This is a genomic window from Mesorhizobium metallidurans STM 2683, from assembly GCF_000350085.1.
GTDB lineage: Bacteria > Pseudomonadota > Alphaproteobacteria > Rhizobiales > Rhizobiaceae > Mesorhizobium > Mesorhizobium metallidurans.
Map to the genome: position 1 here is coordinate 1 of NZ_CAUM01000020.1, position 23,009 is coordinate 23,009.

Consider the following 23,009-nt stretch of genomic DNA (forward strand, 5'->3'; position numbering starts at 1 on the left):
CGCAAAACAGGTTAGCGCTTCGCCTCCAGCGCAATCATCTGGTGGCTTTCTTCCTCGGCAAGCCTTTCGGTGCCGTAGGCCTTCAGGAACATGCCGACGCCCGACCTGACGATATGGTCGATTTCATCCTGGCTCGGGGCCTTGGTGCGGTAGGCGAATATGCACTGACGGAAAAGACCGGCCAGGCACAGTTCGGTGAACTGATAGGCGGCAAGATCGACATCGTCGATCTCGAGCAGGCCGCGCTCGATGGCGGCATCGAGAAAGGCCGCGACCTTGTCATGGCCGCGTTTCGGGCCGCGTTCGTAAAAACGCGCGCCAAGTTCGGGTATCCTGTCGGACGCGCCGATCACCGTGCGCTGCGCCTGGATGACTTTGGCCGAGGTGATCTTGAGGGACAGCACCTTGCCGAACTTCACCAGCGTCTCGCGCAGGTCGTCGGCGCGGTCGAGCAGATCGTACATGTTCTTGAAGATCGTGCCGCGCTCTTCCTCGATCAGCGCCTCGAACAGCTCTTCCTTGTTGGCGAAATAGACATAGATCGTACCCTTGGAGACGCCGGCCTCGCGCGTGATGTCGTTCATCGACGCCGCCTCGAAACCTTTGTCGATGAAGACACGGCGGGCACCGTCGATGATCTGACTGCGTTTGACCGGGTCCTGCCCGGCCGCCGGGCGGCCACGACGCAGGCTGTCCAGCACGTCGCACTGATCCTTGCCGGTGCCGGATGGTGTTTCGCCCATAAAAGTCACACCTCGCAAATAATTCGAACCAATCGGTTCGATTACCCTTGATATGAGCCTGTTTTAGCGCTAAGTCAACGCCCGTATCGAACCGAACGGTTCAGTATAACAGATTCTTCCTGCATAGACTCGGTAGAGAGATATCATGTCGTCGAACGCGCCCGTCACCGCTGAAGTCCGCCCATTCCCCAATGCCAAGGTCGCTCCGGCGACCGAAGCGCCGGAAGTGCCTGTCCAGCCCGCAATCAGCCCCCCGGCCGAGGCGCCGGCCAAGAAGAAGCGTTCGGTGCGCTCGCTTCTGCTGCCCATCATCGGGCTTGGGCTGCTCGGCGCCGGCGCCTGGTACGGCTACAATTACTGGATCGACGGCCGCTTCATGATCTCAACCGACGACGCCTATGTCCAGGCCGACATGGCGTTCATCTCGCCAAAAATTTCGGGCTATGTCGACAGGGTCGAGGTCAGCGAGAACCAGCGGGTGAAGGCCGGCGACCCGCTGCTGACCGTCGATGACGGCGATTACAAAATAGCCGTCGCCCAGGCCGAGGCGCAGATCGCCACGCTGAGCAAGACGCTCGACCGCATCGACGCGCAGACAGAGGCGGCGCGCGCGTCGCTGCAGCAGGCGCAGGCGCAAAAGACGGCCGACCAGGCCGCGACCGACAATGCGGCGCGTGCCCAGCAACGCGCGGCGCAACTGCTCAAGACGCATGTCGGCACCCAGGCGCAGCTCGACGACGCCCAGACCGCCCTCGATCAGGCCAAGGCGGCACTTGTCGGCGCCGACGCGCAGATAGCGGCGGCCGAGGCCAATATCGGCGTGCTTCAGGCGCAGCGCGCGGAATCGGCCAGCACGCTGGCGTCGCTGGAGCTCAGCCGCGACAAGGCCGCGCGCGACCTGTCCTTCACCGTGCTCAAGGCGCCTTATGACGGCGTCGTCGGCAACCGTTCCGTCGAACAGGGCGACCTGGTCAGCCCCGGACAGAAGCTCGCCGTCATCGTGCCGATGGACAAGCTTTATATCGTCGCCAATTTCAAGGAGACCCAGCTTGGCCGGCTGGTGCCCGGCGAAAAGGTCAGGATTTCGGTCGACGCCATCGACGGCCATGACTTCGAAGGCACGGTCTCTTCGCTGGCGCCGGCCTCGGGTGCGGTGTTCTCGCTGCTGCCGCCGGAAAACGCCACCGGCAATTTCACCAAGGTCGTGCAGCGTATCCCGGTCCGCATCGACGTGCCGGCGGACGTGCTGAAGACAGGCAGGCTGCGCGCCGGCCTGAGTGTCGTCGTCGCCGTCGACAGCCGCACGGCGCCTTCGGCGTCCAAGTAAAGCAGAACCGGGAGCAAAGGTCATGGCGACCGCAACCCTGACAGCAGGATCGGCGCCGCCGCCAGCCATGCCGGCGCCGGTCGACCACATCTCGACGCGCCGCGTCATCGCCTTCCTGGCGATGGTGTTCGGCATGTTCATGGCGATCCTCGACATCCAGATCGTCTCGGCCTCGCTGGCCGAGATCCAGGCGGGCTTAAGCGCCAGTTCCGACGAGATTCCGTGGGTGCAGACCGCCTATCTGATCGCAGAGGTGGTCATGATCCCGCTGTCCGGCTTCCTTAGCCGGATGCTGTCGACGCGCGTGCTGTTCACCATTTCGGCGGCCGGCTTCACCGCGGCCAGCGCGTTGGCCGCGACCGCCACCAATATCGACCAGATGATCGTCTACCGCGCCGTGCAGGGCTTTATCGGCGGCGGCATGATCCCGAGCGTCTTCGCGGCCGCCTTCACCATCTTCCCGCCGTCGCGCCGCGCCATCGTCTCGCCGATGATCGGCCTGGTGGCGACGCTGGCGCCGACCATCGGCCCGACCGTCGGCGGCTATATCAGCCACGCCATGTCCTGGCACTGGCTGTTCCTGGTCAACGTCGTGCCCGGCATTCTGGTGACGACAGCCGCCTGGTCGCTGATCGACTTCGACAAGCCCAATCTCAAGCTGTTCAGCAAGTTCGACTGGTGGGGCCTTGCCGGCATGGCGGCGTTCCTGGGCTGCATGGAGTATGTGCTGGAGGAAGGCCCCAACAATGACTGGCTGCAGGACCAGGCGGTGTTCATCTGCGCCATCATCATGACCGTCGGCGCGGTGCTGTTCTTCTGGCGCGCCTTCACGGCCGAGGAACCGATCGTCGACCTGAGGGCCTTCCGCAACATCAATTTCGCCTTCGGCTCGCTGTTCTCCTTCGTCGTCGGCATCGGCCTCTACGGCCTGACTTATCTCTACCCCGTGTTCCTCGGGCGCATACGCGGCTACGATTCGATGATGATCGGCGAGGCGCTGTTCGTCAGCGGTCTGGCTATGTTCTTCACCGCGCCCATTTCCGGCATCCTGTCGAGCAAGATGGACCCGCGCATCATGATGATGATCGGCTTCTTCGGCTTCGCCACGGGAACCTGGTGGATGACGCACCTCACCGCCGACTGGGATTTCTATGAGCTGCTGATCCCGCAGATCCTGCGCGGCTGTTCGATGATGCTGTGCATGGTGCCGATCAACAATATCGCCCTCGGAACCTTGCCGCCCGAGCGGTTGAAGAACGCATCGGGCCTGTTCAACCTGACCCGCAATCTCGGCGGCGCGGTCGGCCTGGCCGTCATCAACACGGTGCTGATCGACCGCAATGCCTTCCACTACGCCAGGCTCTCCGAGCACGTGCAATGGGGCAGTGCCGCCGCACAGGAAAAGTTGCAGAACATGACGCTCACCTTCGAGCAGACCGCCGGGCTCGACGCCTCCAGGGCGGCGATCTCCAAACTGTCGGGCATGGTCCAGCAGCAGGCGTCGCTGCTGTCGTTCATGGACGTGTTCTTCATGCTGACCGTGTTGTTCGCCACGCTGGGACTCTTCACCCTGTTCATCCGCAACCCGGCCGCGGCCGGTGGCGGTGGCGGTGGCGGACACTGAGGAGCGCCGGCCCCCCGCACGGCATCCTCGCGCATGACCCCGAAAAGCAATTTTCGGGGTCATGCGCAAAATCTTCAAAAGGCAGTGGGCGCCGCAGCGAACCTCAGGCTAAAGTTCCGGCATGAACATCCTGATTCTCGGTGCGACCGGTTTCATCGGTTCCGCCGTTACAAGGAAACTCGCGGACGAAGGTCATAAGGTCACGGGGCTTGGGCGTGATACCGCGCATGCCTCGTTGAAGATGCCGTATGTTCGCTGGCTGAAGGCCGATCTCGCCGGCATGACGCGGAGCGACAGCTGGCAGCACGTGCTGGATGAGCAGCAAGTCGTCGTCAATTGCGCCGGCGCGCTTCAGGATGGGCTCTCGGACGATCTGAACGCCACCCAGGAACGGGCGATGCTCGCCCTCTATGAGGCGGCGCGCGACCGGGAGTTGCTGATCATTCAGATATCGGCGGAAACGGAAAACGCTGACCGCGACATTCCTTTTCTCAGCACCAAAAGGCGAGCGGACACGGCTCTCGCCGCAAGTGGCGTACGCCATGTCATTCTGCGTCCGGCGCTTGTGCTCGGCCGCAACGCGCATGGCGGCTCCGCATTGCTAAGGGCTCTCGCGGCTTTTCCCTTGATCGTTCCGCTGGTCTACGCGGAAAACTTCGTGACGACGGTCGCCCTCGACGATGTCGCCAGCGCCGTCAGCACGGCCATCCGGGGCACCCTGCCAGCCGGATCCGATGTCGCTCTCGGCAGCGATGAAAGGCTCACGCTGAGAGAGCTCGTGCTATTGCATCGCAACTGGCTCGGCCTTCCTGCCGCACCGGTGCTTGCCATGCCATCGGCAGTCGCCCGGCCGGTGACATGGTTCGCCGATATGGCCGGCAGGCTCGGCTGGCGTTCGCCGCTCCGCTCGACCGCGATGGCAGTCATGTCAGGCGGCGTTGAAATCCGGCGTCCGCGGAACCACGGTCCGCGTCTGTCGTCAGCGGCCGAGACGCTCGCCGCCGCCCCTTCGGGGGTGCAGGATCTCTGGTTCGCCCGCCTCTATCTGCTGAAGTCGCCAATCATCATCATCCTGTCGCTGTTCTGGCTGATTTCCGGCCTCGCGCCGTTCCTCACATTCGAGGCGGCGCGAAGCCATTTTGACTTCCTGCCCGATCGTCTTGCAGGCATCACGGTGGTCGCGACATGTCTCGCCGACATCATGCTCGGGCTTGCGGTTCTTTTCCGACCCTGGGCAAGACGCGCGCTGATCGGCATGCTTATTTTGACGCTTGTCTATCTGGTTGCCGCAACGCTCACCGAACCCGCGCTTTGGCTCGATCCGCTCGGTCCCCTCGTCAAGGTGGTGCTGTCGATCCTGCTGACGCTCGCCGCCCTTGCCATTCTGGATGAACGCTGATGGCGGTCGAGGACGTTCTTCGGCTGGCCCATGTGCTCGGCGCGACGGTTCTGTTCGGCACCGGGGTCGGCATCGCCTTCTTCATGGTGATGGCCGTGCGGACCCGCGAGCCCCGCATTGTCGCCCATGTCGCCGGCATCGTCGTCATTGCCGATACCGTCTTCACGGCAACAGCGGTCGTGCTCCAGCCGTTAACGGGGTATTGGCTGGCGCGCAGCATCGGCTGGCCGCTCAATGAGGGCTGGATCATCCTGTCGCTGGTGCTTTATGTGATCGTTGGCCTGTTCTGGCTTCCGGTTGTCTGGATCCAGATCCGCTTGCGCAACATGGCAAGGCATGCAGCCGCCAAGGCTGCCCCATTGCCGCCGGCCTTCTACCGGCTCTATCGCATTTGGGTTGCTTTCGGTTTTCCCGCCTTTTTCGCGGTAGTCGCGATCTTTTGGCTGATGCTAACCAAACCCGCCCTGTTTTAGCCAGCCATACTGTCGCGCGAGCGTTCGAATTCAAGCCGTCATGCCGTGGCCGGCTTGAAGGTCAGCGCCACGCCGTTGATGCAATGGCGTAGGCCGGTCGGCGGCGGGCCGTCGTCGAAGACATGGCCGAGATGGCCGCCGCAGCGCCGGCAATGGACCTCGGTGCGGGTCATGCCCAGGGACCTGTCCTGCGTCGTGCCGACGGCGTTGGGAATTTCCTGCCAGAAGCTTGGCCAGCCGGTGCCGGAATCAAATTTGGTCTCCGAGGAATAGACCGGCAATTCGCAGCCGGCGCAGGCGAAGATGCCCTTGCGATGCTCGTTGAGCAGCGGGCTGGTGCCGGGATATTCGGTGCCTTTCCTGCGCAGCACATTGAACGCCGCATCGGACAGGATGGCGCGCCATTCGGCCTCGGTCTTGGTGATCTCGAAAGTTTCGGCTGCCCGCGCATCCGGCGATCCGCCCATGCGCAGCATTGCCGCCGTTCCCGCCAGCAATGCCAGGCCAGCGGCACCGCTCCAAAGAAAGTCGCGACGGGTCATCACCATTCCTCCTGATTTCCCTTTGCCAAATTCGACCGTCACACGGAAATCAAAAGCCGGTGACGGCCAATTCCTGGAAACGGGCACTCCGCACCGGCTCCAGACCGGAGCAACGATGCGGAGTGTACGCTTGTCGGCGGCGCGGGTCACGGGAGCAGACCCGCGCGATCGGCATGGAGCTTCTGCTGCAGGTACGCTGGCAGCGGGCCTTTCGTTACATCTTCGGCAGAAGAACCTTGTCGATGACGTGGATGACGCCATTCGACTGCTCGACATCGGCGATGGTGACGTTGGCGACAGTGCCGTTCTCGTCGGTCACGGTGACCTTGCCGCCGTCGGTCTTGAGCGTCAGCTCGCAACCACCGGCCGTCTTGACCTTGTGCGCGCCGCCATCGTCCTTGACCATCTTGGTCACATCTGCGGCAAGCGCCTTGGCGCCGACGACGTGGCAGGTCAGGATCTTGACCAGCTTGTCCTTGTTTTCGGGCTTGAGCAAGGTCTCGACGGTGCCAGCCGGAAGTGCTGCAAAGGCTTCGTTGGTCGGCGCGAACACGGTGAAGGGACCGGTGCTCTGCAGCGTTTCGACCAGACCGCCGGCCTTGACGGCCGCGACCAGCGTCGTGTGATCCTTCGAATTGACGGCGTTCTCGACGATGTTCTTGGTGGCATACATGGCGGCGCCGCCGACCATCGGATTCTGGGCATAGGCGGCACCTGCGAGTGCGGCGATGGCGACCGTACCGCCAAGCAAAAGGGTAGTGAGTTTACGCATGATATCAATCTCCTCTGGTTATTGTTCGCCTCTTTTGGGAACACAGGGAGATACGGACCATTAATGGATGAGTTTCACTCGTCCGAGAAATTTTTATATTTTGTCTCCTCAATGAGGGTATTTGTAAATACGGCCATGCGCCGGCAATGCGCTTACGGCTGACGCACTCCTTCAGAGGATAGACTTAAAATCCTCTTATGCTATGGAAATCCGGATACCGGGCCCGTCAGATGCCCTTCAGATCGCCTGCCGCGACCACGGGACCGGTCGGCTGGCCGGTCGGCGAACCGCCTGTGGGCTCGACGCTGACGGCAAGCACGGCGCCTTGCGCCAACTTCTGTTGGACGGCCGGCGTAACCGCCAAGTGAGTGGTCTGGCCGGCTGGGATGATGCCCATCGAGACCGGCGCATTCTTGCCCTCGATCATCCACAGTTCGAAGTCCTTGCCGGCGGCGCGCCCGCCGGAAACCAGCGACAGGCCGACATCGCGGCGCGCAGCATCATAGACGACGAGATATTTGACGTCGCTGCCGTCGGCGGCCAACGAGGCGACGAGCCGCTCCTGCGGCTGTTCAACCGTCGGCCTGACATAAGGCACAGCGATATAGATCGCCAGCGCGGCAACGGCGGCGGCGGCAAGGCCGCGCCAGAAGGCAAGGCTCGACCAAAGACCGCCGCGGGACTGTGCCGCGAACAGCCGGCGATCGGTTGCCTCCTTGACCCTGATCGGAGGCTCTGCCTCCGGATAGGCGGCAGCCATCGGCGAGAGGTGCACCTCCCAGGCATCGACAAGGCGCGCGAACGCGGCGTCGGCGTCGATGCGACGCGACGCGATCTGGCGCTCGTCCGCGGCCAGAACGCCAAGAACGTATTCGGCGGCGAACAAGTCGTCGCCCCCACGTTCCGGTCCGTTGTCCTCTGCCAGCGTCATCTTTCCAGGCATTCTCTCAGTTTCAGCAGGCTGCGCCGCAGCCAGGTCCGCATCGTGTTCAACGGTACGCCATGGCGCTCCGCCAGTTCGGCATAGCTTTCGCCGTTCAAATAGGCGCCCCGGACGGCCGCCGCCCGGTCCTTCTCCAATTCATCGAGACAATGGTAGATGCGTTCGGTCTCACCGCCCGCCACGGCCATGGCCTCCGGTCCCGGCGCCGGATCGGCCACGTCCAGCGCGGCATCGATATAGGCGGCAGGCTCTCGCCGCGCCCTGATGCGATCGATCGCATGGTTGCGCGCAATGGCCACCAGCCAGGAAATCGGGCTCAGATCCGAGACCGCAAAACGATCCGCCTTCGTCCATATCTTGACGAAGACCTCTTGCAGCGCCTCTTCAGCCTCTCCCCGGTCATTCAATACACGAAGGCAGACGCCGAAAAGTTTCGCGCTGGTCTGCCGGTAGAGCAGATCGAACGCGGCCCGATCCTTCATCGAAGTCCGGACGATCAGGTTGCTGATGTCCCGCGGCGTCATCGGCTGCCAAATTAGAAGATTGCAATGTATTTGCAACGGCCGAACGCTTCCATGCGCCGGCATTTGCACTTCAATTGCCAAGGAGACTGCCGCAAGCTAGCTTCGCCAATAGCGGGGGACGCAGGAATGTCGGTCGAACGAGCTCTGTGGGAGCGTGACGCAATCGGCCTGGCCAGCCTGGTGCGCAACGGCGAGATCTCGGCGCCGGAACTGGTCGATGCGGCAATTGCCCGGGCCGAGGCGACGCGTCCCGATGTCAATGCCATCGCCGAGCCGCTTTACGAGGCGGCGCGGGCGCGGGCGAAAACCATCGACCGCGACCTGCCGCTGGCCGGCGTGCCGTTTGCGATCAAGGATCTCGGCATCGCCACGAAGGGCGTGCCGACGCATTCGGGCAGCCGCGTTCCTGCCTTCACCGCCGATTTCAACTCGGTGATGACCGAGCGCTATCTGGCCGCCGGCCTTGTCCCGATCGCCACCAGCACCTCGCCCGAACACGGCCTGCGGCTGATGACCGAATCGGCCGCTTTCGGCATTACCCGCAATCCGTGGAACACGGCCCATACCAGCGGCGGCTCGTCCGGGGGTGCCGCGGCGCTGGTCGCGGCCGGCGTCGTGCCGGTGGCGCATGCCTCGGACGGCGGCGGCTCGATCCGCGTTCCGGCCGCCTGCACCGGGCTGGTCGGGTTGAAAACCGCGCGCGGCCGCGTGCCGCTGACGCCGCTGGTCACCGAAAGCTGGTACGGCCTGGTCGTCGACCACGCGCTGGCCCGCTCGGTCCGGGATTCGGCCTTGCTGCTTGATCTCACCCACGGACCCGATCCGCTGTCGCCCTATGCGGCGTTGCCGCCGAAAGGCGCCTTTGCCGCCGCGGCGGCGCGCGACCCCGGCAAGCTCAAGCTCGCCGTCTACCGGAAATCACCGCTTGGCCTGCCGATATCGGCCGAGACACAGACGGCGCTGGACACGGCCGTGGCGCTGGCCCGCGAAGGCGGCCACACCGTCGAGGAGATCGACCTGCCCTATATCGATCGCGATTTCATGGCGGATTTCTGCAGGACCGTCGCGGCGGCGGTGGCCGGCATGATGCGCCTTGAAGGTGCGCGCGTGGGTCGCTCCGTTTCCGGCGATATCGAGCGCGCCACGCGGGTGATCGGTCGCCTCGGCGAAATCGCCTCGGCCGGCGAGATCTATGCCGTCCTGCAGCGGCTGCACGCCACATCGCGCCGGCTGATCACGGAGACCGCGCAATATGACGCCGTGCTGATGCCGATCATTGCCCACCCGCCGCTGGCCTGCGGCGCCATGGATCCGAAGGGCGCCGATGAGTTCATCGAGAGCATGCTGGACAGGCTGCATCTCACCCGCCTGCTGCGGTTCAAGCCGCTGCTTGGCCAGTTGATGGACAAGAGCCTGTGGTTCACCCACTGGCCGGCGATACAGAATGTCAGCGGCCAGCCGTCGATCGCGCTGCCCGTCCATGTCACAGCGGCCGGCCTGCCGCTCGGCATCCAGGCCGCCGGCCGCCCCGGCGATGAAGAGACGCTTTTGTCGCTGGCCGCGCAAATGGAAAAGATTTCGGGATGGCTGACGCGGCGAGCGCCGCTGAAGGCGCCGGCCTGACGGCAGGCCGATTTCATCATTGTGACAGCAAAGCCGTTTGCGGCCTGCCGCAATTCCCGCTAAGACGCCGCCGTCCTTTCCAACAAGCCGGGAACATACCGATGACGGACATTGCCGCCACCGCCGAAATGCAGGCCGCGCTGCTTTCGCGGGCGCTGCCCTATATGCAGCGCTACGAAAACAAGACGGTGGTGGTGAAGTATGGCGGCCATGCCATGGGCGACATCGAGCTCGGCAAGGCCTTTGCCCGCGACATCGCGCTGTTGAAGCAATCCGGCGTCAACCCGATCGTCGTGCACGGCGGCGGGCCGCAGATCGGCGCGATGCTGACCAAGATGGGCATCGAATCGAAGTTCGAGGGCGGCCTGCGCGTGACCGACCAGAAGACCGTCGAGATCGTCGAGATGGTGCTGGCCGGCTCGATCAACAAGGAGATCGTGGCGCTGATCAACGCCGAGGGCGAGTGGGCGATCGGCCTGTGCGGCAAGGACGGCAACATGGTTTTCGCCGAAAAGGCGCGCAAGACCATGATCGACCCGGACTCCAATATCGAGCGCGTTCTCGATCTCGGCTTCGTCGGCGAGCCGGTCGAGGTCGACCGCACATTGCTCGACCTTCTGGCACGCTCCGAAATGATCCCGGTGCTGGCGCCGGTGGCGCCCGGCCGCGACGGCCATACCTACAACATCAACGCCGACACCTTTGCCGGCGCCATCGCCGGCGCCTGCCAGGCGACACGCCTGCTGTTCCTGACGGACGTGCCCGGCGTGCTCGACAAGAACAAGAAGCTGATCGACGAATTGACGGTCGCCGAGGCCAAAGCCCTGATCAAGGACGGCACGGTGTCGGGCGGTATGATCCCCAAGGTCGAGACCTGCATCGAGGCGATCGAGCGCGGCGTCGAAGGCGTCGTCATCCTGAACGGCAAGACGCCGCATTCGGTGCTGCTCGAACTGTTCACCGAACACGGCGCCGGCACGCTGATCGTGCCGTGAGCCGCGGTGGCTTGGATCTGGAATTGGCTCGGTTCAGCAGTTTGCGTGCAGCTTTTCCGCAGAAATACAGATGCAGAAGCTCATCGCCTGAGATGGCTGAGCGGGACATGGCCCGGCCCCTTGATGTTCTGCAGCACAAGCTGCGTGTGGACGTCGCGCACGCCGGCGAGCCGCATCAGCCGGTGCATGACGAAGGCGTTGAGCTCGTCGACAGACGGCACCATCACATGCAGCAGGAAATCGTGGTCGCCGGTCATCGTCCAGCATGAGGAGACCTCGTCCATGCGCTGCACGGCGGCAATGAAGCTTTCAGGCGAGCCATCGCTGTGGCTGACCAGGCGCACCTGGATGAAGACCTCGACCATCAGGCCGACGGCGCGACGGCTGAGCACGGCGGCAAAGCCCTTGATGATGCCGGCATTTTGAAGGGCCTCGAAGCGGCGAGCGCAAGGCGTCGTCGACAGGCCGATCTGCTCGGCGAGTTCGGATACCGGCTTGCGGCCGTCACGCTGCAGGATATCGAGCATCTTGATCTCGAAATCGTCGAACTGAGGCATTTTCACTCTCCAACAGCTCTGAAGTGGTGAGTTTTACCTCAAACCCTCCGTTCAGGCCATCATCAAGGCTGATTTGCCTCGCCGGATTTGCGTAGTCTTTGATGACAAGCCCACTGGCCACAATTGCGAGGAGAACTGCCATGACGATGAGCGTTGCCGACTACGCCAGGGAGTGTGCCGCGCAAGGGCTGCGCGGCGACTATTCGGTCTGCCGTGCCGATTTCACGGTGGCGCAGGGTTACGACTACAGCGCCGACGAGCAGGCGGTGTGGCGCACGCTGTGCGACCGCCAGACGAAACTGACGCGCAAGCTCGCGCATCATTCCTATCTCGACGGTGTCGCCGCACTCGGTCTTCTCGACCAGATCCCGGATTTCGGCGCGGTCAGTGAAAAGCTGCGCAAGCTCACCGGCTGGGAAATCGTCGCCGTGCCCGGTCTTATTCCCGCAGCACCTTTCTTCGACCACCTCGCCCACCGCCGCTTCCCGGTCACCAACTGGCTGCGGACGCGCCAGGAACTCGACTACATCGTCGAGCCGGACATGTTCCATGATTTCTTCGGCCATGTGCCGGCGCTGACGCAACCGGTCTTCGCCGACTTCATGCAGATGTATGGCGAGAAGGCCGAGGATGTGATCGCGCTCGGCGGCGACGAGATGATCACCCGGCTCTACTGGTACACCGCCGAATACGGGCTGATGCAAGAGGCCGGCCAACCGCTGAAGGCTTTCGGCGCGGGCTTGATGTCGTCCTTCACCGAACTGCAATTTGCCGTCGAAAGCAGGGATGCGCACCATGTCGCCTTCGATCTGGAAACAGTGATGCGCACCGGCTACGAGATCGACAAGTTCCAGCGGGCCTATTTCGTGCTGCCGTCCTTCGACGTGTTGCGCGACGCGTTCCAGACCGCCGACATGGCCGGCATCGTCGGACGCAACAAGGGCAAGCCTGTGCTCGACCCGGCAGCCGTCTGACGGTTCAGTCGGTTTCTGCCTTCAGCCGGGCAAGCTGCTCGCGCTGAAGGTGGAGCGCCGATGCCCTGAACCGCAAGCGTGGCCAGTTCGGCATCGCTGCAATACGATTTGAGTGGAACCATCAGACGGTGATGACTTCGTCACACCGTGATGACCTTGCCGAGGTGATCGCCCAGCCGGCAGGCCAATGCGGTGATCGTGGTCGTCGGGTTGCATTCGCCCGACGTGCAGAACACCGAGGAGCCGCCGATATAGAGATTGTCCATGCCGTGCACCTTCGAGTTGGCGTCGACCACGCTCTTGGTCACGTCGGTGCCCATGCGCGTGCCGCCCATATGGTGGTGGCCGGCCAGTTCCTCATTCGTCGGATAGTCGCCGCCATTGACGATCCAGTCGGCGATGCGGACCCGGCCGAGATTCTTCTCGACAAGCGTCGTACCGAACAGCCTCAATCCCTCCAGCAGGGTGCGGTGTTCCATCTCCGACTTCTTCCAGTGCAGTTCGATGCGCGGCACGCCGGCATGGTCGACATCGGTTTTCGACAGTTCGATCCGGTTCGACGCCTGCGGCGCCTGTTCCCAGGCGACATAGAGCTGGGCGGCGCAGCGCAGGTTCTGGCTGAGCTGATAGGCCACCCATTCGGCCATGTCGGGTGCGGTGCAAGCAAGATCGGCAACCAGGCTTTTGATGCCCGCATAGGGCGTCTCGATCAGCCGGATGCCGAAATTCATGATCTTCAGGCGCTCCATGGCGGCGAGCGTCGGCGAGAAGAAGGCCTCGTTGGTGGCATCGACCTCGAACTCGCCGTAGTCGGCGAGAATGGCATTGCCGCCTTCGAAGGTCGGATGCTCCATCCAATAGCGGCCGAGAGCCGCGGCGTTCGGCACGACACCGCCGTTCGAGCGCTGGTTCGACCACAGCAGCAGCCGTGAATTCTCCAGTCCCCCGGTGCAGACGACGAAATAATCGGCGGTGAAGGATCCGGCATCCTGCCCGTTCGACCACAGTTTGGCGCCGGTCACCCGTCTGCCGTCGCCGGCAAGCTCGGTGGCGTAGGTGTTGAGCACGACGGCGATGTTCTTGCTCTTGTCGAGTTCGTCGGCATATTTTTCACCGAAGCGCACGGCCGGGCTCTTGATCAGCTGCACCCAGCGAATGTCGTCCGAGATCGACACGTCCGGCCGGAAGTCGGGAAGTTCGAGAATGTCGTGGACTTCGTTCAGATAGGGCTCGATATCGGCGCGGCTGATCGGCCAGCCGGTATCCGGCGCCCATGCCTTCGGCTCGAAATCCTGTTTGTCGAGCACCCGGCACCAGCCGGCCCAGTGATTGGAGCTGCCGCCGAGGAAGCGCAGCCGGGTGATGTCGAGATCGAAATAGGGATCGCCGACCGTGCTGCCACGGTAGAAATCCTGCGAATCATCGCTGAACTCGCGCGAACCGGCCTCAAGCACAACAACCGGAATGCCGGCCGCGCCAAGCTTCCTGGCGATCGTGATGCCGGCCGGCCCGGAGCCCAGGATGCAGAGCTTGGGGGTGAAATTGGCCGCGCGGAATGCCTCGTAGCTGTCGAAGATCATGCGAGATCGCTCCGCTTCAGGATCCAGCCATTGACCTCGACGATCGCGTCCGGGTCGGCATTGGGGCGATCGGCATCGGACAGTCTGCGGAACAGCGACAGGGCGGGCAACGCGATCAGCGCCTGCATGATCGTGCGGCGCGACATCTTTCTGGTGAAGAAACTCATGATACGTCTCGATTGGGGCTTCGATCCACGCATGGCTTTCCCTCAACGGCACATGCCCGCCAAGAGAAGCCAAATCCGTGCCAAACCTAGTGAGGAACCTGCTTAAAGCGCGTAAACGGATGGCCTGAATTTGAATTGGGTTAGGATTGTCTTAATGACGGCGGCCGTTCAGGCGGCCTCGGAGATGTCCTTGTCCAGGATGGTCAGATTGCGGCCGCGGTGCTTGGCCTCATAGAGGCGCTGATCGGCGGCACGCATCAGATCCGACACGGCGGCATCCTCGCCGCAGAGGGTGCCGCCGATGCTGACGGTGAGGGGTATGACCCGCTCGTCAGCCGGCCGGAAGCGGATCAGCTCGACCTCACGGCGGATGCGCTCGGCGACGCGTTTGGCTTCCTGGTCGGTGGCGCCAACCAGGTACGCGGCGAATTCCTCGCCGCCGATGCGGCCAAGCACGTCGCCGCCGCGCACGCCACGTTCGATGGCGGCGGCGATCAGCAGCAGCGCGTCATCGCCGGTCAGGTGACCGAAGCTGTCGTTAATCTTCTTGAAGTGATCGGCATCGATGATCAGCAACGCACCGCGACCGGATCTGCGCCGCGAGCCGTCGAGCGCGGCAAAGAAGCTCTCGCGGTTGAGCATGCCGGTCATGTCGTCGCGGCTCGCCTTTTCCGACAGGCGCCGGAGCGCGGCGGCTAACTGGGCATGGGCGCGGGCGAGATCGCGATGGGCGCTTTTCAGCCTCTCGCCCCGCCAGAACGTGTAGGCGCCGGCGATCCAGGCAAGAGCCAGTGGACAGACCGTGGATGTCAGCCAGATCGTGCGGTTGATCGGAAAACCCATGGCCGGGACGACGATGAGCGTCAACAGGAGCGAGGCCGCAACCGAGGCGAAAGCGACCGCGGCGGACTTTAGAAATATGCGGTTCATCGCTTGCTCCACTGAACCGTCTGTGTGCCAGCAAGCCCTGAATGCGACCTTTCGGCGATGCCTAAAATTTGAATCGTGGCGCCACTTTCGTCACCCGAGACGCGCATAAGTTGTGGATAAAGCCTCTGCCAAAGGCATCGTTTCGTGCCATAAGGATCGCATGACCACGCTCCCCGACCCTGCGCGTTTTGCCCATGTCACCGACTGGGTGTTCGACCTCGACAACACGCTTTATCCGCATCATTCGAATCTGTTCTCGCAGATCGACGTGAAGATGACCGCCTATGTCGGAGAACTGCTGACCCTGCCGCGCGAGGAAGCACGCAAGCTGCAGAAGGAACTCTACCAGGAATACGGCACGACGCTGAACGGGCTGATGACACGTCATGGCATCGACCCCGACGACTTTCTCGAGAAGGTTCATGACATCGACTATTCCTGGCTGGTGCCCGATCCGGTTCTCGGCACCGCGATCCGCCAGCTTCCCGGCCGCAAGTTCATTTTCACCAATGGCGATCGCAGGCATGCCGAACGCACCGCGCGCCAACTCGGCATCCTCGAGCATTTCGACGATATTTTCGATATCGTTGCCGCCGGGCTCATGCCAAAGCCGGCGCGGCAGAGCTATGAGAAATTCGCCGAACTCCACGCCATCACCGGCCACAATGCGGTGATGTTCGAGGATCTGGCCCGTAACTTGTCCGTGCCGAAATCGCTGGGCATGACCACGGTGCTGGTGGTGCCGCGCAATTTCGAGCCGACCTTCTCGGAAATCTGGGAACGCGACCCGGCCAATGAGGACGACGTGGATTTCGTCACCGACGATCTCGCCAGCTTCCTCACCACGATCGTCGAAGTCATCGCTTGAAGCGGATGGTGTTCAGAGCTTGTAGAAGCGGCTGATAATCCCCCAGGCCTCGTCGGCGGTATCGACGAAATCGATGATGTCCTGATCGCCTGGGGTGATGGTGCCCTGCTCGGCGAGGAAATCAAGGTCGATGGCCTTTTTCCAGAAGGCCTTGCCGAACAGGATCACCGGCACGCGCTCCATGCGGCCGGTCTGGATCAGGGTCAGCGTCTCGAAGAATTCGTCCATCGTGCCGAAGCCGCCCGGGAACACCGCAACCGCCTTGGCACGCATGACGAAATGCATCTTGCGGACCGCGAAATAGTGGAAGTTGAAGCAGAGCTCGGGCGTCACATAGGCATTCGGCGCCTGCTCGTGCGGCAACACGATGTTGAGGCCGATCGACGGCGCGCCGACATCGTCGGCGCCGCGGTTGCCGGCTTCCATGACGCCCGGCCCGCCGCCGGTCACCACGACGAATTCGCGATAATAGGAAGCGGCCGACTGCTGCGAGCAGAGACGGGCAAACTTGCGCGCCTCCTCATAATATTTGCTGTTTTTCTCGAGGTTCTTCTTCTGCGTCTCGTTCTTGGCCGCCCAGGCTTCGCCGCCGGGCTCGGGAATGCGCGCGCCGCCGAACAGGATGACGGTCGAGCGGATGCCGCGTTCGGCCAGGATCATCTCCGGCTTCAACAGTTCAAGCTGCAACCTGACCGCGCGCAATTCGCGTCGCGTCATGAAATCGGGGTCGTTCCAGGCCAGCCGGTAGGTATCGGCGCGCGTCTGCGGCGTGTCCGGCACGCTTTTCGACCGCTGCAGATCCTCGTCCGAATGCGGCAGCGGCGTCCATCCCGCCTTTTCCATAGGATTCATATTGTTCTACCCGTCCAACTCTTCACTTGCGCCGTCCCATGACGCAGCCGCGATTGACCCTCATGAAGCCTTCACTTAAGCAGGTTCCGCAAAAGTGTCCCACGGTTTTGCGACAAGAACCTGCGAGAAGCAAAGACCTAAGCAGACGAAGCTAGCGAAGTCTGTTTAGGGTCCGCGCGACTTTCAAAACAGGTTAAGGCGTGGCCCCTTAACAGCGTGGTAATGGAGCGAATTCATGTCGAAGCCGGATTTGGCGAGCCTCGAAAAGACCATCGAGAAGGCCTTCGAGGAGCGCGACACGATTTCGACCGCGACCCGCGGCGAGACGCGCGACGCCATCCAGTCGGCGCTCGACCTGCTCGACCGCGGCGCCGCCCGCGTCGCCGAGCGCCAGGCCGATGGCAAGTGGCATGTCAACCAGTGGCTGAAGAAGGCGGTGCTGTTGTCCTTCCGGCTCAATCCGATGGAGATCATCAAGGGCGGCCCCGGCCAGGCGGCCTGGTGGGACAAGGTGCCGTCGAAGTTCGACGGCTGGGGTGCCGTCGATTTCGAGAAGGCGGGCTTTCGCGCCGTGCCGTCGTCGATCGTGCGCCGCTCGGCCTATGTCGCGCCGGGCGCGGTGCTGATGCCGTCCTTCGTCAATGTCGGCGCCTATATCGATACCGGCACCATGATCGACACCTGGGTCGGGGTCGGCTCCTGCGCCCAGATCGGCAAGAACGTGCATCTGTCGGGCGGCGTCGGCATCGGCGGCGTGCTGGAGCCGATGCAGGCCGGTCCAACCATCATCGAGGACAATTGCTTCATCGGCGCGCGCTCCGAAGTGGTCGAGGGCTGTATCGTTCGCGAAGGCTCGGTGCTCGGCATGGGCGTCTTCATCGGCCAGTCGACCAAGATCGTCGACCGCGCCACCGGCGAGATCTTCTACGGCGAGGTGCCGGCCAATTCCGTCGTCGTCGCCGGTTCGCTGCCGGGCAAGCCCTTTCCAAACAACGAGCCCGGCCCCAGCCTCTATTGCGCCGTCATCGTCAAGCGTGTCGACGCCAGGACCCGTTCGAAAACCTCGATTAACGAATTGCTGCGCGATTGATCTTTGTCACAAACGGACGCACCTTCCGCCGGCGCGACAATCCGTCGCGCTTGCTGCTGGCCTGGCATCCTCGAAGGCGGCAAGGCACCAGAGCGGTTTACCGTTTCAGGGAAACGCCGAACCGCCCCATCTCTTTGTTTTTGCGCAATTCCCAAGGGAAAGCGCTACGCGCCTTTCCCGGGAATACCGTTTCACACTTTTCCTGGAATTGCTCTAACCAATACGGACCGGACCCACTTGCCTGACAGATCAGATCTCATTTGGCTTTTCTTCAGAATATCGGGGCGCCTCAGCCGCGCGGCCTATTTTCTTGGCGGATTGCTTGTGGCCATCATCCAGGCCTTCCCGCTTTATCGCTTCACGTTGGTGCCGGAAGGCACGACGGAGAGCAACATGTGGTCGTTCATATTCTTCATCGCCTTCATCGCCTCGCTCTGGTCGAACGTGGCATTGGCGGTGAAGCGGCTGCACGACCTCGATAAGCCGGGGGTAGCGGCGCTGGTGCTGTTCGTGCCTGTTGTCTCGATCGTCGCGTTCCTCGTGCTCTGCCTGTTTCCCGGGCAGCCGGGACCCAACCGCTATGGCAAACGCACCAATTCACCCGCCGAACCCTGAAGATCGCCGAAACCTGAATATCGATCGAGTCTCTCGCCATGCGCTACCGCACGCTTGATTCGAAACTGATCATCGAAACCGCCGAGCGGCTGGAAGAGCGCGTTACTGAGCGGTTTCCCGAGGCAGGCCTGCGTGGCGTCGCCGCCGAACTCGTGTCGCTGTCGCGCGACCTGGCGAGGTCGGCGAAGGCCCTGGAAGCGCCGATCTGGTGGCTGCGCGCCGTCATTGCCGCCGCCATTGTCATCGGCGCACTGATGTTCCTGTTCGTCGGCACCATCCTGCCGCTCGGCCGCATCTCGGGAACCCACGACGCCATCCAGTCGGTGCAAGGCATCGAATCCTCGGTCAACATGATCCTCCTCGCGGCGCTCGGCTTCCTGACCTTGGTCCGCAGCGAGGAGCGCATCAAACGCAAGCGCGTGTTTCGCGAGCTGCATGGCTTGCGATCGCTGATCCATGTCATCGACATGCATCAGCTCACCAAGGATCCGGCCGCCCTTTCAACCCATTTCAAGCCGACGGCGCATTCACCTGCCCGCATCACCAACGCCGCCGACCTTGCCCGGTATCTCGATTACTGCTCCGAAATGCTGTCGATCACCGGCAAGATCGCCGCGCTCTTTGCCCAGTCGGTGAACGATGATGTGGTGATCAACGGCATCAACGACATCGAGAACCTGGCTTCCAACCTGTCGCGAAAGATCTGGCAGAAGATCACCTTGATCGAAAGCGCTTCCGCGAAGCAGCGGTCACGTTCCGGCCGCGTGGAACGGAAACTCTAAGCGAATCTTAATCAGCCTGGCCCAGCATGCCCGTGGAGACTGTGTCGACCGGCACGGAGCGCTCGACTGGCACACGACGGACCCCTGACCAATCCGAAGACGCGCGACGGGCGAAGCGTCGGCGCCCGGCTGTTCGCCTGGTTTTCCTCACCGATCAGAGCCGAACCGGAAATTGTCAGTGCGCGGCTTCTCGACACCACCTTCGACCGCAAATTCGCCGTCCTGTTCGGCACCATCAGCGTCCTGGTGCTGGCGGTCAGCGCCGCTGTCGCCACCGGCGCCTGGTGGCCTTACGCCTGGATCGCGGCCGACCTAATCCTCTTTGCCATCCGCTTCCTGTTGATGCGGCAATGCGAGCAGGCGCGCCGGCGCGGGGCAAAGGGACCGCTGGCAGCCCTCATGGCCGCCGGCGGCGCATGGTCGATCATTTTCGGCCTCGGCTGCTATGGCTGCATCGCCAGCGGGCACATGGCACTGGCCGTGCTAGCCGCCTTGAATGTCGCAGGCGTCGTCGGCGTGGTGTCGTCACGCAACGCCGCGACCCCACGCTATGCCATATTCGTGATGCTGGTCGTAAGCCTTCCCTACGTGGCCGGTGCGCTGTTTTCGCCGGCGCCCGGAATGTTCGTCGTCGGAATTCAAATGCCGTTCTACGTGGCCGGCGTGATCATCGTGCTGCTTCAAAATCATGCGATCAACGCGCGCATGATCCGTGCCGAACTGGACAATCGCGATCTGGCGATCAAGGACGCGCTGACCGGCCTGCCAAATCGCATCTTCCTCCAGGAAAGACTGCGCGACATGTGCGGCGAGCTGGCCGCGCCAGCGGCGAATGGCGGCAAGCCGTTCGCCGTTCTCAGCATGGACCTTGATGGCTTCAAACAGGTCAATGACCGCTTTGGCCACGCGGTCGGCGACATGCTGCTGCGCAAGGTTTCCGAACGACTGAAACGCGCTTTTCGACCGGGCGATGTGGTCTTCCGCATCGGTGGTGACGAATTCGTCATCCTGCTGGCCAGCACATCCGAGATCGAGGCCACCTATCTGGCAAAGCGCGCCATCGAGAAGATTTCGGTGCCTTTCGATCTTGGCGTCGGCACCGCCATACGTATCGGATTGAGCATTGGCAGCGCCTTCGCGCCTGTCGACGGCAGCGACCCGGAAATCCTTCTCAGTTGCTCCGATCACGCGCTCTACGAAGCCAAACGCACCGGCAAGGGACGGTACTGGGCGCATGCGCGGGCTGCAAACTGACGATCACCGAGATTGGGCGGCCTTCGCCCGCATGATGGCGTCCGGTGTCAAGCCGGGCGATCCATGTTTTTCCTCCTCTGCCCTGCGCACCAGCGCGGTGACCTGCTCTATCAGCGGCGCCGGCGTGCCCATTTTGTTGGCCAGGCCCATGATCGCACCCTGCAAGTCCCCGATCTCCGTCGGCCGGCCGTGCTGCAAATCGTCCCACATCGACGAGCGTGCCTCGGGATCGATTGCGAGCATGCGCCGCGCCAGGACCTTGAACAGCCAGTCGGGCAGCCGGAGCACCTTCGGCAGCGGTGCCGGGCGCAAGCCGGCGATCCGTGCCGGCTCGATGCCTGACGCCTTCATCGCCACCAATGCCTCTTCGACCTGGCCGGCCAGGATCAACCGCCGGCGGCGGTCGGCAAGTTCCGTTGCCAGCGGCAGGCCTGACAGCGCCACCAGCGCATTGTTCAGATTCATCAGCAGCTTGCCCCACTGCACCGCTTTCATATCGCCATGCGTGGTGACGGCAAACCCGTCGACATCCAGCAGGTCGACAAGGCCGGTCGCCGCCGCCTCGATCATCACCTTGCCTTCGCTGGCGCGATGCACGCGAAGCGGCAATTCACCGCCCGGTGACTGGATGACGTTGAACGGCACCATGCCGGCGAACACGCGCCGCTGGCCAAGCCCGGCCCGCAGCCTCTCGGCATTGCCGACGCCGTTCTGCAGGCTGACCACCATCGCATCCGGGCGGGCATGGGCGGCAATGAGCGCCGCCATATCTTCGGTCGCACCGCTCTTGACCGTCACCAGGACGATATCGGCGCCGGACAAGGCGGCGGCCGGATCGGCGGTGACGGTGAGCGCCTCCGGCGCTATGCAGTGGTCGCGGCCATCGAGGTCGCTGACCCGCAAGCCATCCTTGCGCAACGCATCCTCGATGCGCGGCCGCGCCAGAAGAATATCACCTTGCACCCGGCGAGCGCCAGGCAGCCGCCGGCATAGCAGCCGATACTGCCGGCGCCGGCAATGGCGATGGTTTTTTCTTGCCTGGTCATGCGATAAGCTCACCTTGGCCTGTAACTATACGACATGAAAACCATAATGTCGGCGGTATCGTCGGCCATTGGGCTGACCTTCATGTCTGGCCGTGACAGGCCTTTCGCTTTCGACTATCGCTTTTGCCCATGACGTTGCCGACCGATCCCGCTGCAAATCTCGCCGCCCTCATCCGCTGCGCCTCCGTGACGCCCGCCGAGGGCGGTGCGCTGAGCGCGCTGGAAGACATGCTGAAGCCGCTCGGCTTTTCCGTCGAGCGCCCGGTGTTTTCGGAAGCAGGCACGCCGGACATCGAGAACCTTTATGCGCGGCGCTCCGGCAACGGCCCGCATCTGATGTTCGCCGGCCATACCGACGTGGTGCCGGTTGGCGATGAACCCTCCTGGACGCATCCGCCTTTCGCCGCCGAGATCGCCAAGGGTGAGATGTATGGCCGCGGCGCCGTCGACATGAAGGGCGGTATCGCCTGTTTCATCGCCGCGGTGGCGCGCCATATCGACAAGACGGGCGGCCCGAAAGGCTCGGTCTCGCTGCTGATCACCGGCGACGAGGAAGGGCCGGCGATCAACGGCACGACGAAGCTGCTCGAATGGGCGGCCGCCAAGGGCGAGAAATGGGACGCCTCTATCGTCGGCGAGCCGACCAATCCCGAGGCGCTCGGCGACATGATCAAGATCGGTCGGCGCGGCTCGCTGTCCGGCAGCGTCATCGTCAACGGCCGGCAGGGTCACGCCGCCTATCCGCAGCTTGCCGACAACCCGGTGCGCGGGCTGATGAGCCTGATCGACGGCTTGCTGCATCCCGTCTTCGACAAGGGCACAACGGATTTCCAGCCGACCAACCTGGAGGTCACCTCCGTCGACGTCGGCAATCCGGCCACCAATGTCATTCCGGCGAAAGCGACCGCCACCTTCAACATCCGCTTCAACGATACATGGACGGCCGAGACGATCCAGGCGGAGATCCACAACCGTCTCGACCAGGCGGCGAAGCGCAAGAAATATCGGACGGGCAAGAAGACGCCGGTCGACTACGAACTCGTCTGGCGCGACAGGCCGAGCCACGTCTTCCTGACCCGCGACGACCGGCTGGTCGAGGCGCTCGGCGGTTCGGTCAAAGCGGTGACCGGCAGGAAGCCGGCGCTTTCCACTTCCGGCGGCACTTCCGATGCGCGCTTCATCAAGGACTATTGTCCGGTGGTCGAATTCGGGCTGGTCGGCAAGACCATGCACATGGTCGACGAACGCGTCGCACTTGCCGACCTCGAGACCCTGACGCAGATCTATCGGCGTTTCATCGAAGACTGGTTCGAACGAGGCCTGCCCTGA

The 23,009-nt window shown here is 63.1% G+C and carries 25 protein-coding genes; 13 read left to right on the top strand and 12 right to left on the bottom strand.

The features are described 5' to 3' along the window. Positions 1-11: 11 nt before the first annotated feature. The gene (locus MESS2_RS04325) at positions 12-743 is read right to left on the bottom strand and encodes a TetR/AcrR family transcriptional regulator (protein ID WP_008872862.1); all 732 of its coding nucleotides are present in this window, start codon (positions 741-743) and stop codon (positions 12-14) included. Between the two features lie 145 nt (positions 744-888). On the opposite strand from MESS2_RS04325, the gene MESS2_RS04330 reads away from it, so the two are divergent. From MESS2_RS04330 to MESS2_RS04345, 4 genes are all read left to right on the top strand, one after another. Next, complete coding sequence (locus MESS2_RS04330) at positions 889-2,070, top strand: HlyD family secretion protein (RefSeq protein WP_008872863.1); 1,182 nt, start codon at positions 889-891, stop codon at positions 2,068-2,070. 67 nt (positions 2,071-2,137) lie between these two features. After that, complete coding sequence (locus tag MESS2_RS04335) at positions 2,138-3,694, top strand: DHA2 family efflux MFS transporter permease subunit (RefSeq protein WP_244439876.1); 1,557 nt, start codon at positions 2,138-2,140, stop codon at positions 3,692-3,694. Positions 3,695-3,815: 121 nt separating this feature from the next. Next, entirely contained in the window at positions 3,816-5,093 is a 1,278-nt protein-coding gene (locus MESS2_RS04340; protein WP_008872865.1) for an SDR family oxidoreductase, read from the top strand. Further along, positions 5,093-5,566, top strand: a complete 474-nt coding sequence (locus MESS2_RS04345; protein ID WP_008872866.1) for a DUF2269 family protein — start codon at positions 5,093-5,095, stop codon at positions 5,564-5,566. Before MESS2_RS04340 ends, MESS2_RS04345 begins: the two co-directional genes overlap by 1 nt. Positions 5,567-5,604: 38 nt before the next feature. Here the strand turns inward: MESS2_RS04345 and msrB are convergent, their stop codons facing one another. The 4 genes from msrB to MESS2_RS04365 all read right to left on the bottom strand — a co-directional run bounded on the left by msrB (position 5,605) and on the right by MESS2_RS04365 (position 8,347). Next, a complete protein-coding gene (msrB, locus tag MESS2_RS04350) occupies positions 5,605-6,108 on the bottom strand; it encodes a peptide-methionine (R)-S-oxide reductase MsrB (RefSeq protein WP_008872867.1) in 504 nt (167 codons plus the stop codon). Positions 6,109-6,322: 214 nt separating this feature from the next. Continuing rightward, positions 6,323-6,880 (bottom strand): fasciclin domain-containing protein, encoded by a 558-nt coding sequence (locus MESS2_RS04355; RefSeq protein ID WP_008872868.1) that lies wholly within the window; start codon positions 6,878-6,880, stop codon positions 6,323-6,325. A gap of 226 nt (positions 6,881-7,106) precedes the next feature. Then, positions 7,107-7,811 (bottom strand): anti-sigma factor, encoded by a 705-nt coding sequence (locus MESS2_RS04360; RefSeq protein ID WP_008872869.1) that lies wholly within the window; start codon positions 7,809-7,811, stop codon positions 7,107-7,109. After that, the gene (locus tag MESS2_RS04365; protein WP_008872870.1) at positions 7,808-8,347 is read right to left on the bottom strand and encodes a sigma-70 family RNA polymerase sigma factor; all 540 of its coding nucleotides are present in this window, start codon (positions 8,345-8,347) and stop codon (positions 7,808-7,810) included. The genes MESS2_RS04360 and MESS2_RS04365 overlap by 4 nt, the downstream gene beginning before the upstream one ends. A gap of 126 nt (positions 8,348-8,473) precedes the next feature. On the opposite strand from MESS2_RS04365, the gene MESS2_RS04370 reads away from it, so the two are divergent. After that, a complete protein-coding gene (locus MESS2_RS04370; protein WP_008872871.1) occupies positions 8,474-9,970 on the top strand; it encodes an amidase in 1,497 nt (498 codons plus the stop codon). Between the two features lie 101 nt (positions 9,971-10,071). Then, entirely contained in the window at positions 10,072-10,965 is an 894-nt protein-coding gene (argB, locus tag MESS2_RS04375; protein WP_008872872.1) for an acetylglutamate kinase, read from the top strand. 80 nt (positions 10,966-11,045) lie between these two features. On the opposite strand, the gene MESS2_RS04380 is transcribed toward argB, so the two are convergent. Continuing rightward, positions 11,046-11,522 (bottom strand): Lrp/AsnC family transcriptional regulator, encoded by a 477-nt coding sequence (locus MESS2_RS04380; RefSeq protein WP_008872873.1) that lies wholly within the window; start codon positions 11,520-11,522, stop codon positions 11,046-11,048. Between the two features lie 140 nt (positions 11,523-11,662). Here MESS2_RS04380 and phhA point away from each other — a divergent pair, with 140 nt between their 5' ends. Beyond that, complete coding sequence (phhA, locus tag MESS2_RS04385; protein ID WP_008872874.1) at positions 11,663-12,496, top strand: phenylalanine 4-monooxygenase; 834 nt, start codon at positions 11,663-11,665, stop codon at positions 12,494-12,496. Between the two features lie 140 nt (positions 12,497-12,636). Here phhA and MESS2_RS04390 read toward each other — a convergent pair whose 3' ends face one another. The 3 genes from MESS2_RS04390 to MESS2_RS04395 all read right to left on the bottom strand — a co-directional run bounded on the left by MESS2_RS04390 (position 12,637) and on the right by MESS2_RS04395 (position 15,173). After that, positions 12,637-14,076 carry a GMC oxidoreductase gene (locus MESS2_RS04390; RefSeq protein ID WP_008872875.1) on the bottom strand — a complete coding sequence of 480 codons (1,440 nt, stop codon included), beginning with the start codon at positions 14,074-14,076 and terminating at the stop codon, positions 12,637-12,639. Next, positions 14,073-14,243 carry a hypothetical protein gene (locus MESS2_RS32660; RefSeq protein ID WP_008872876.1) on the bottom strand — a complete coding sequence of 57 codons (171 nt, stop codon included), beginning with the start codon at positions 14,241-14,243 and terminating at the stop codon, positions 14,073-14,075. Before MESS2_RS32660 ends, MESS2_RS04390 begins: the two co-directional genes overlap by 4 nt. A gap of 168 nt (positions 14,244-14,411) precedes the next feature. Next, complete coding sequence (locus MESS2_RS04395; protein ID WP_008872877.1) at positions 14,412-15,173, bottom strand: GGDEF domain-containing protein; 762 nt, start codon at positions 15,171-15,173, stop codon at positions 14,412-14,414. Between the two features lie 160 nt (positions 15,174-15,333). Here MESS2_RS04395 and MESS2_RS04400 point away from each other — a divergent pair, with 160 nt between their 5' ends. After that, positions 15,334-16,041 (top strand): pyrimidine 5'-nucleotidase, encoded by a 708-nt coding sequence (locus tag MESS2_RS04400; RefSeq protein ID WP_008872878.1) that lies wholly within the window; start codon positions 15,334-15,336, stop codon positions 16,039-16,041. Between the two features lie 12 nt (positions 16,042-16,053). Here MESS2_RS04400 and MESS2_RS04405 read toward each other — a convergent pair whose 3' ends face one another. Next, positions 16,054-16,893 carry an LOG family protein gene (locus tag MESS2_RS04405; RefSeq protein ID WP_083918360.1) on the bottom strand — a complete coding sequence of 280 codons (840 nt, stop codon included), beginning with the start codon at positions 16,891-16,893 and terminating at the stop codon, positions 16,054-16,056. A 235-nt stretch (positions 16,894-17,128) separates the two neighbouring features. Between MESS2_RS04405 and dapD the strand changes: the two genes are divergently transcribed. The 4 genes from dapD (at position 17,129) to MESS2_RS04425 (ending at position 20,634) form a co-directional block, all read left to right on the top strand. Next, positions 17,129-17,983, top strand: coding sequence for a 2,3,4,5-tetrahydropyridine-2,6-dicarboxylate N-succinyltransferase (gene dapD / locus MESS2_RS04410; RefSeq protein ID WP_008872880.1), 855 nt, complete (start codon positions 17,129-17,131; stop codon positions 17,981-17,983). A 237-nt stretch (positions 17,984-18,220) separates the two neighbouring features. Then, positions 18,221-18,598, top strand: coding sequence for a DUF805 domain-containing protein (locus MESS2_RS04415; protein WP_008872881.1), 378 nt, complete (start codon positions 18,221-18,223; stop codon positions 18,596-18,598). 38 nt (positions 18,599-18,636) lie between these two features. Next, positions 18,637-19,380 carry a hypothetical protein gene (locus tag MESS2_RS04420; RefSeq protein ID WP_008872882.1) on the top strand — a complete coding sequence of 248 codons (744 nt, stop codon included), beginning with the start codon at positions 18,637-18,639 and terminating at the stop codon, positions 19,378-19,380. Positions 19,381-19,626: 246 nt separating this feature from the next. Continuing rightward, positions 19,627-20,634, top strand: a complete 1,008-nt coding sequence (locus MESS2_RS04425) for a GGDEF domain-containing protein (protein WP_008872883.1) — start codon at positions 19,627-19,629, stop codon at positions 20,632-20,634. A 3-nt stretch (positions 20,635-20,637) separates the two neighbouring features. Here the strand turns inward: MESS2_RS04425 and MESS2_RS04430 are convergent, their stop codons facing one another. Further along, positions 20,638-21,552, bottom strand: coding sequence for a 2-dehydropantoate 2-reductase (locus MESS2_RS04430; protein ID WP_425277745.1), 915 nt, complete (start codon positions 21,550-21,552; stop codon positions 20,638-20,640). Next, positions 21,498-21,680, bottom strand: coding sequence for a 2-dehydropantoate 2-reductase N-terminal domain-containing protein (locus MESS2_RS34075; protein WP_008872885.1), 183 nt, complete (start codon positions 21,678-21,680; stop codon positions 21,498-21,500). The genes MESS2_RS04430 and MESS2_RS34075 overlap by 55 nt, the downstream gene beginning before the upstream one ends. Before the next feature lie 129 nt (positions 21,681-21,809). Between MESS2_RS34075 and dapE the strand changes: the two genes are divergently transcribed. Then, a complete protein-coding gene (gene dapE / locus MESS2_RS04435; RefSeq protein WP_008872886.1) occupies positions 21,810-23,009 on the top strand; it encodes a succinyl-diaminopimelate desuccinylase in 1,200 nt (399 codons plus the stop codon).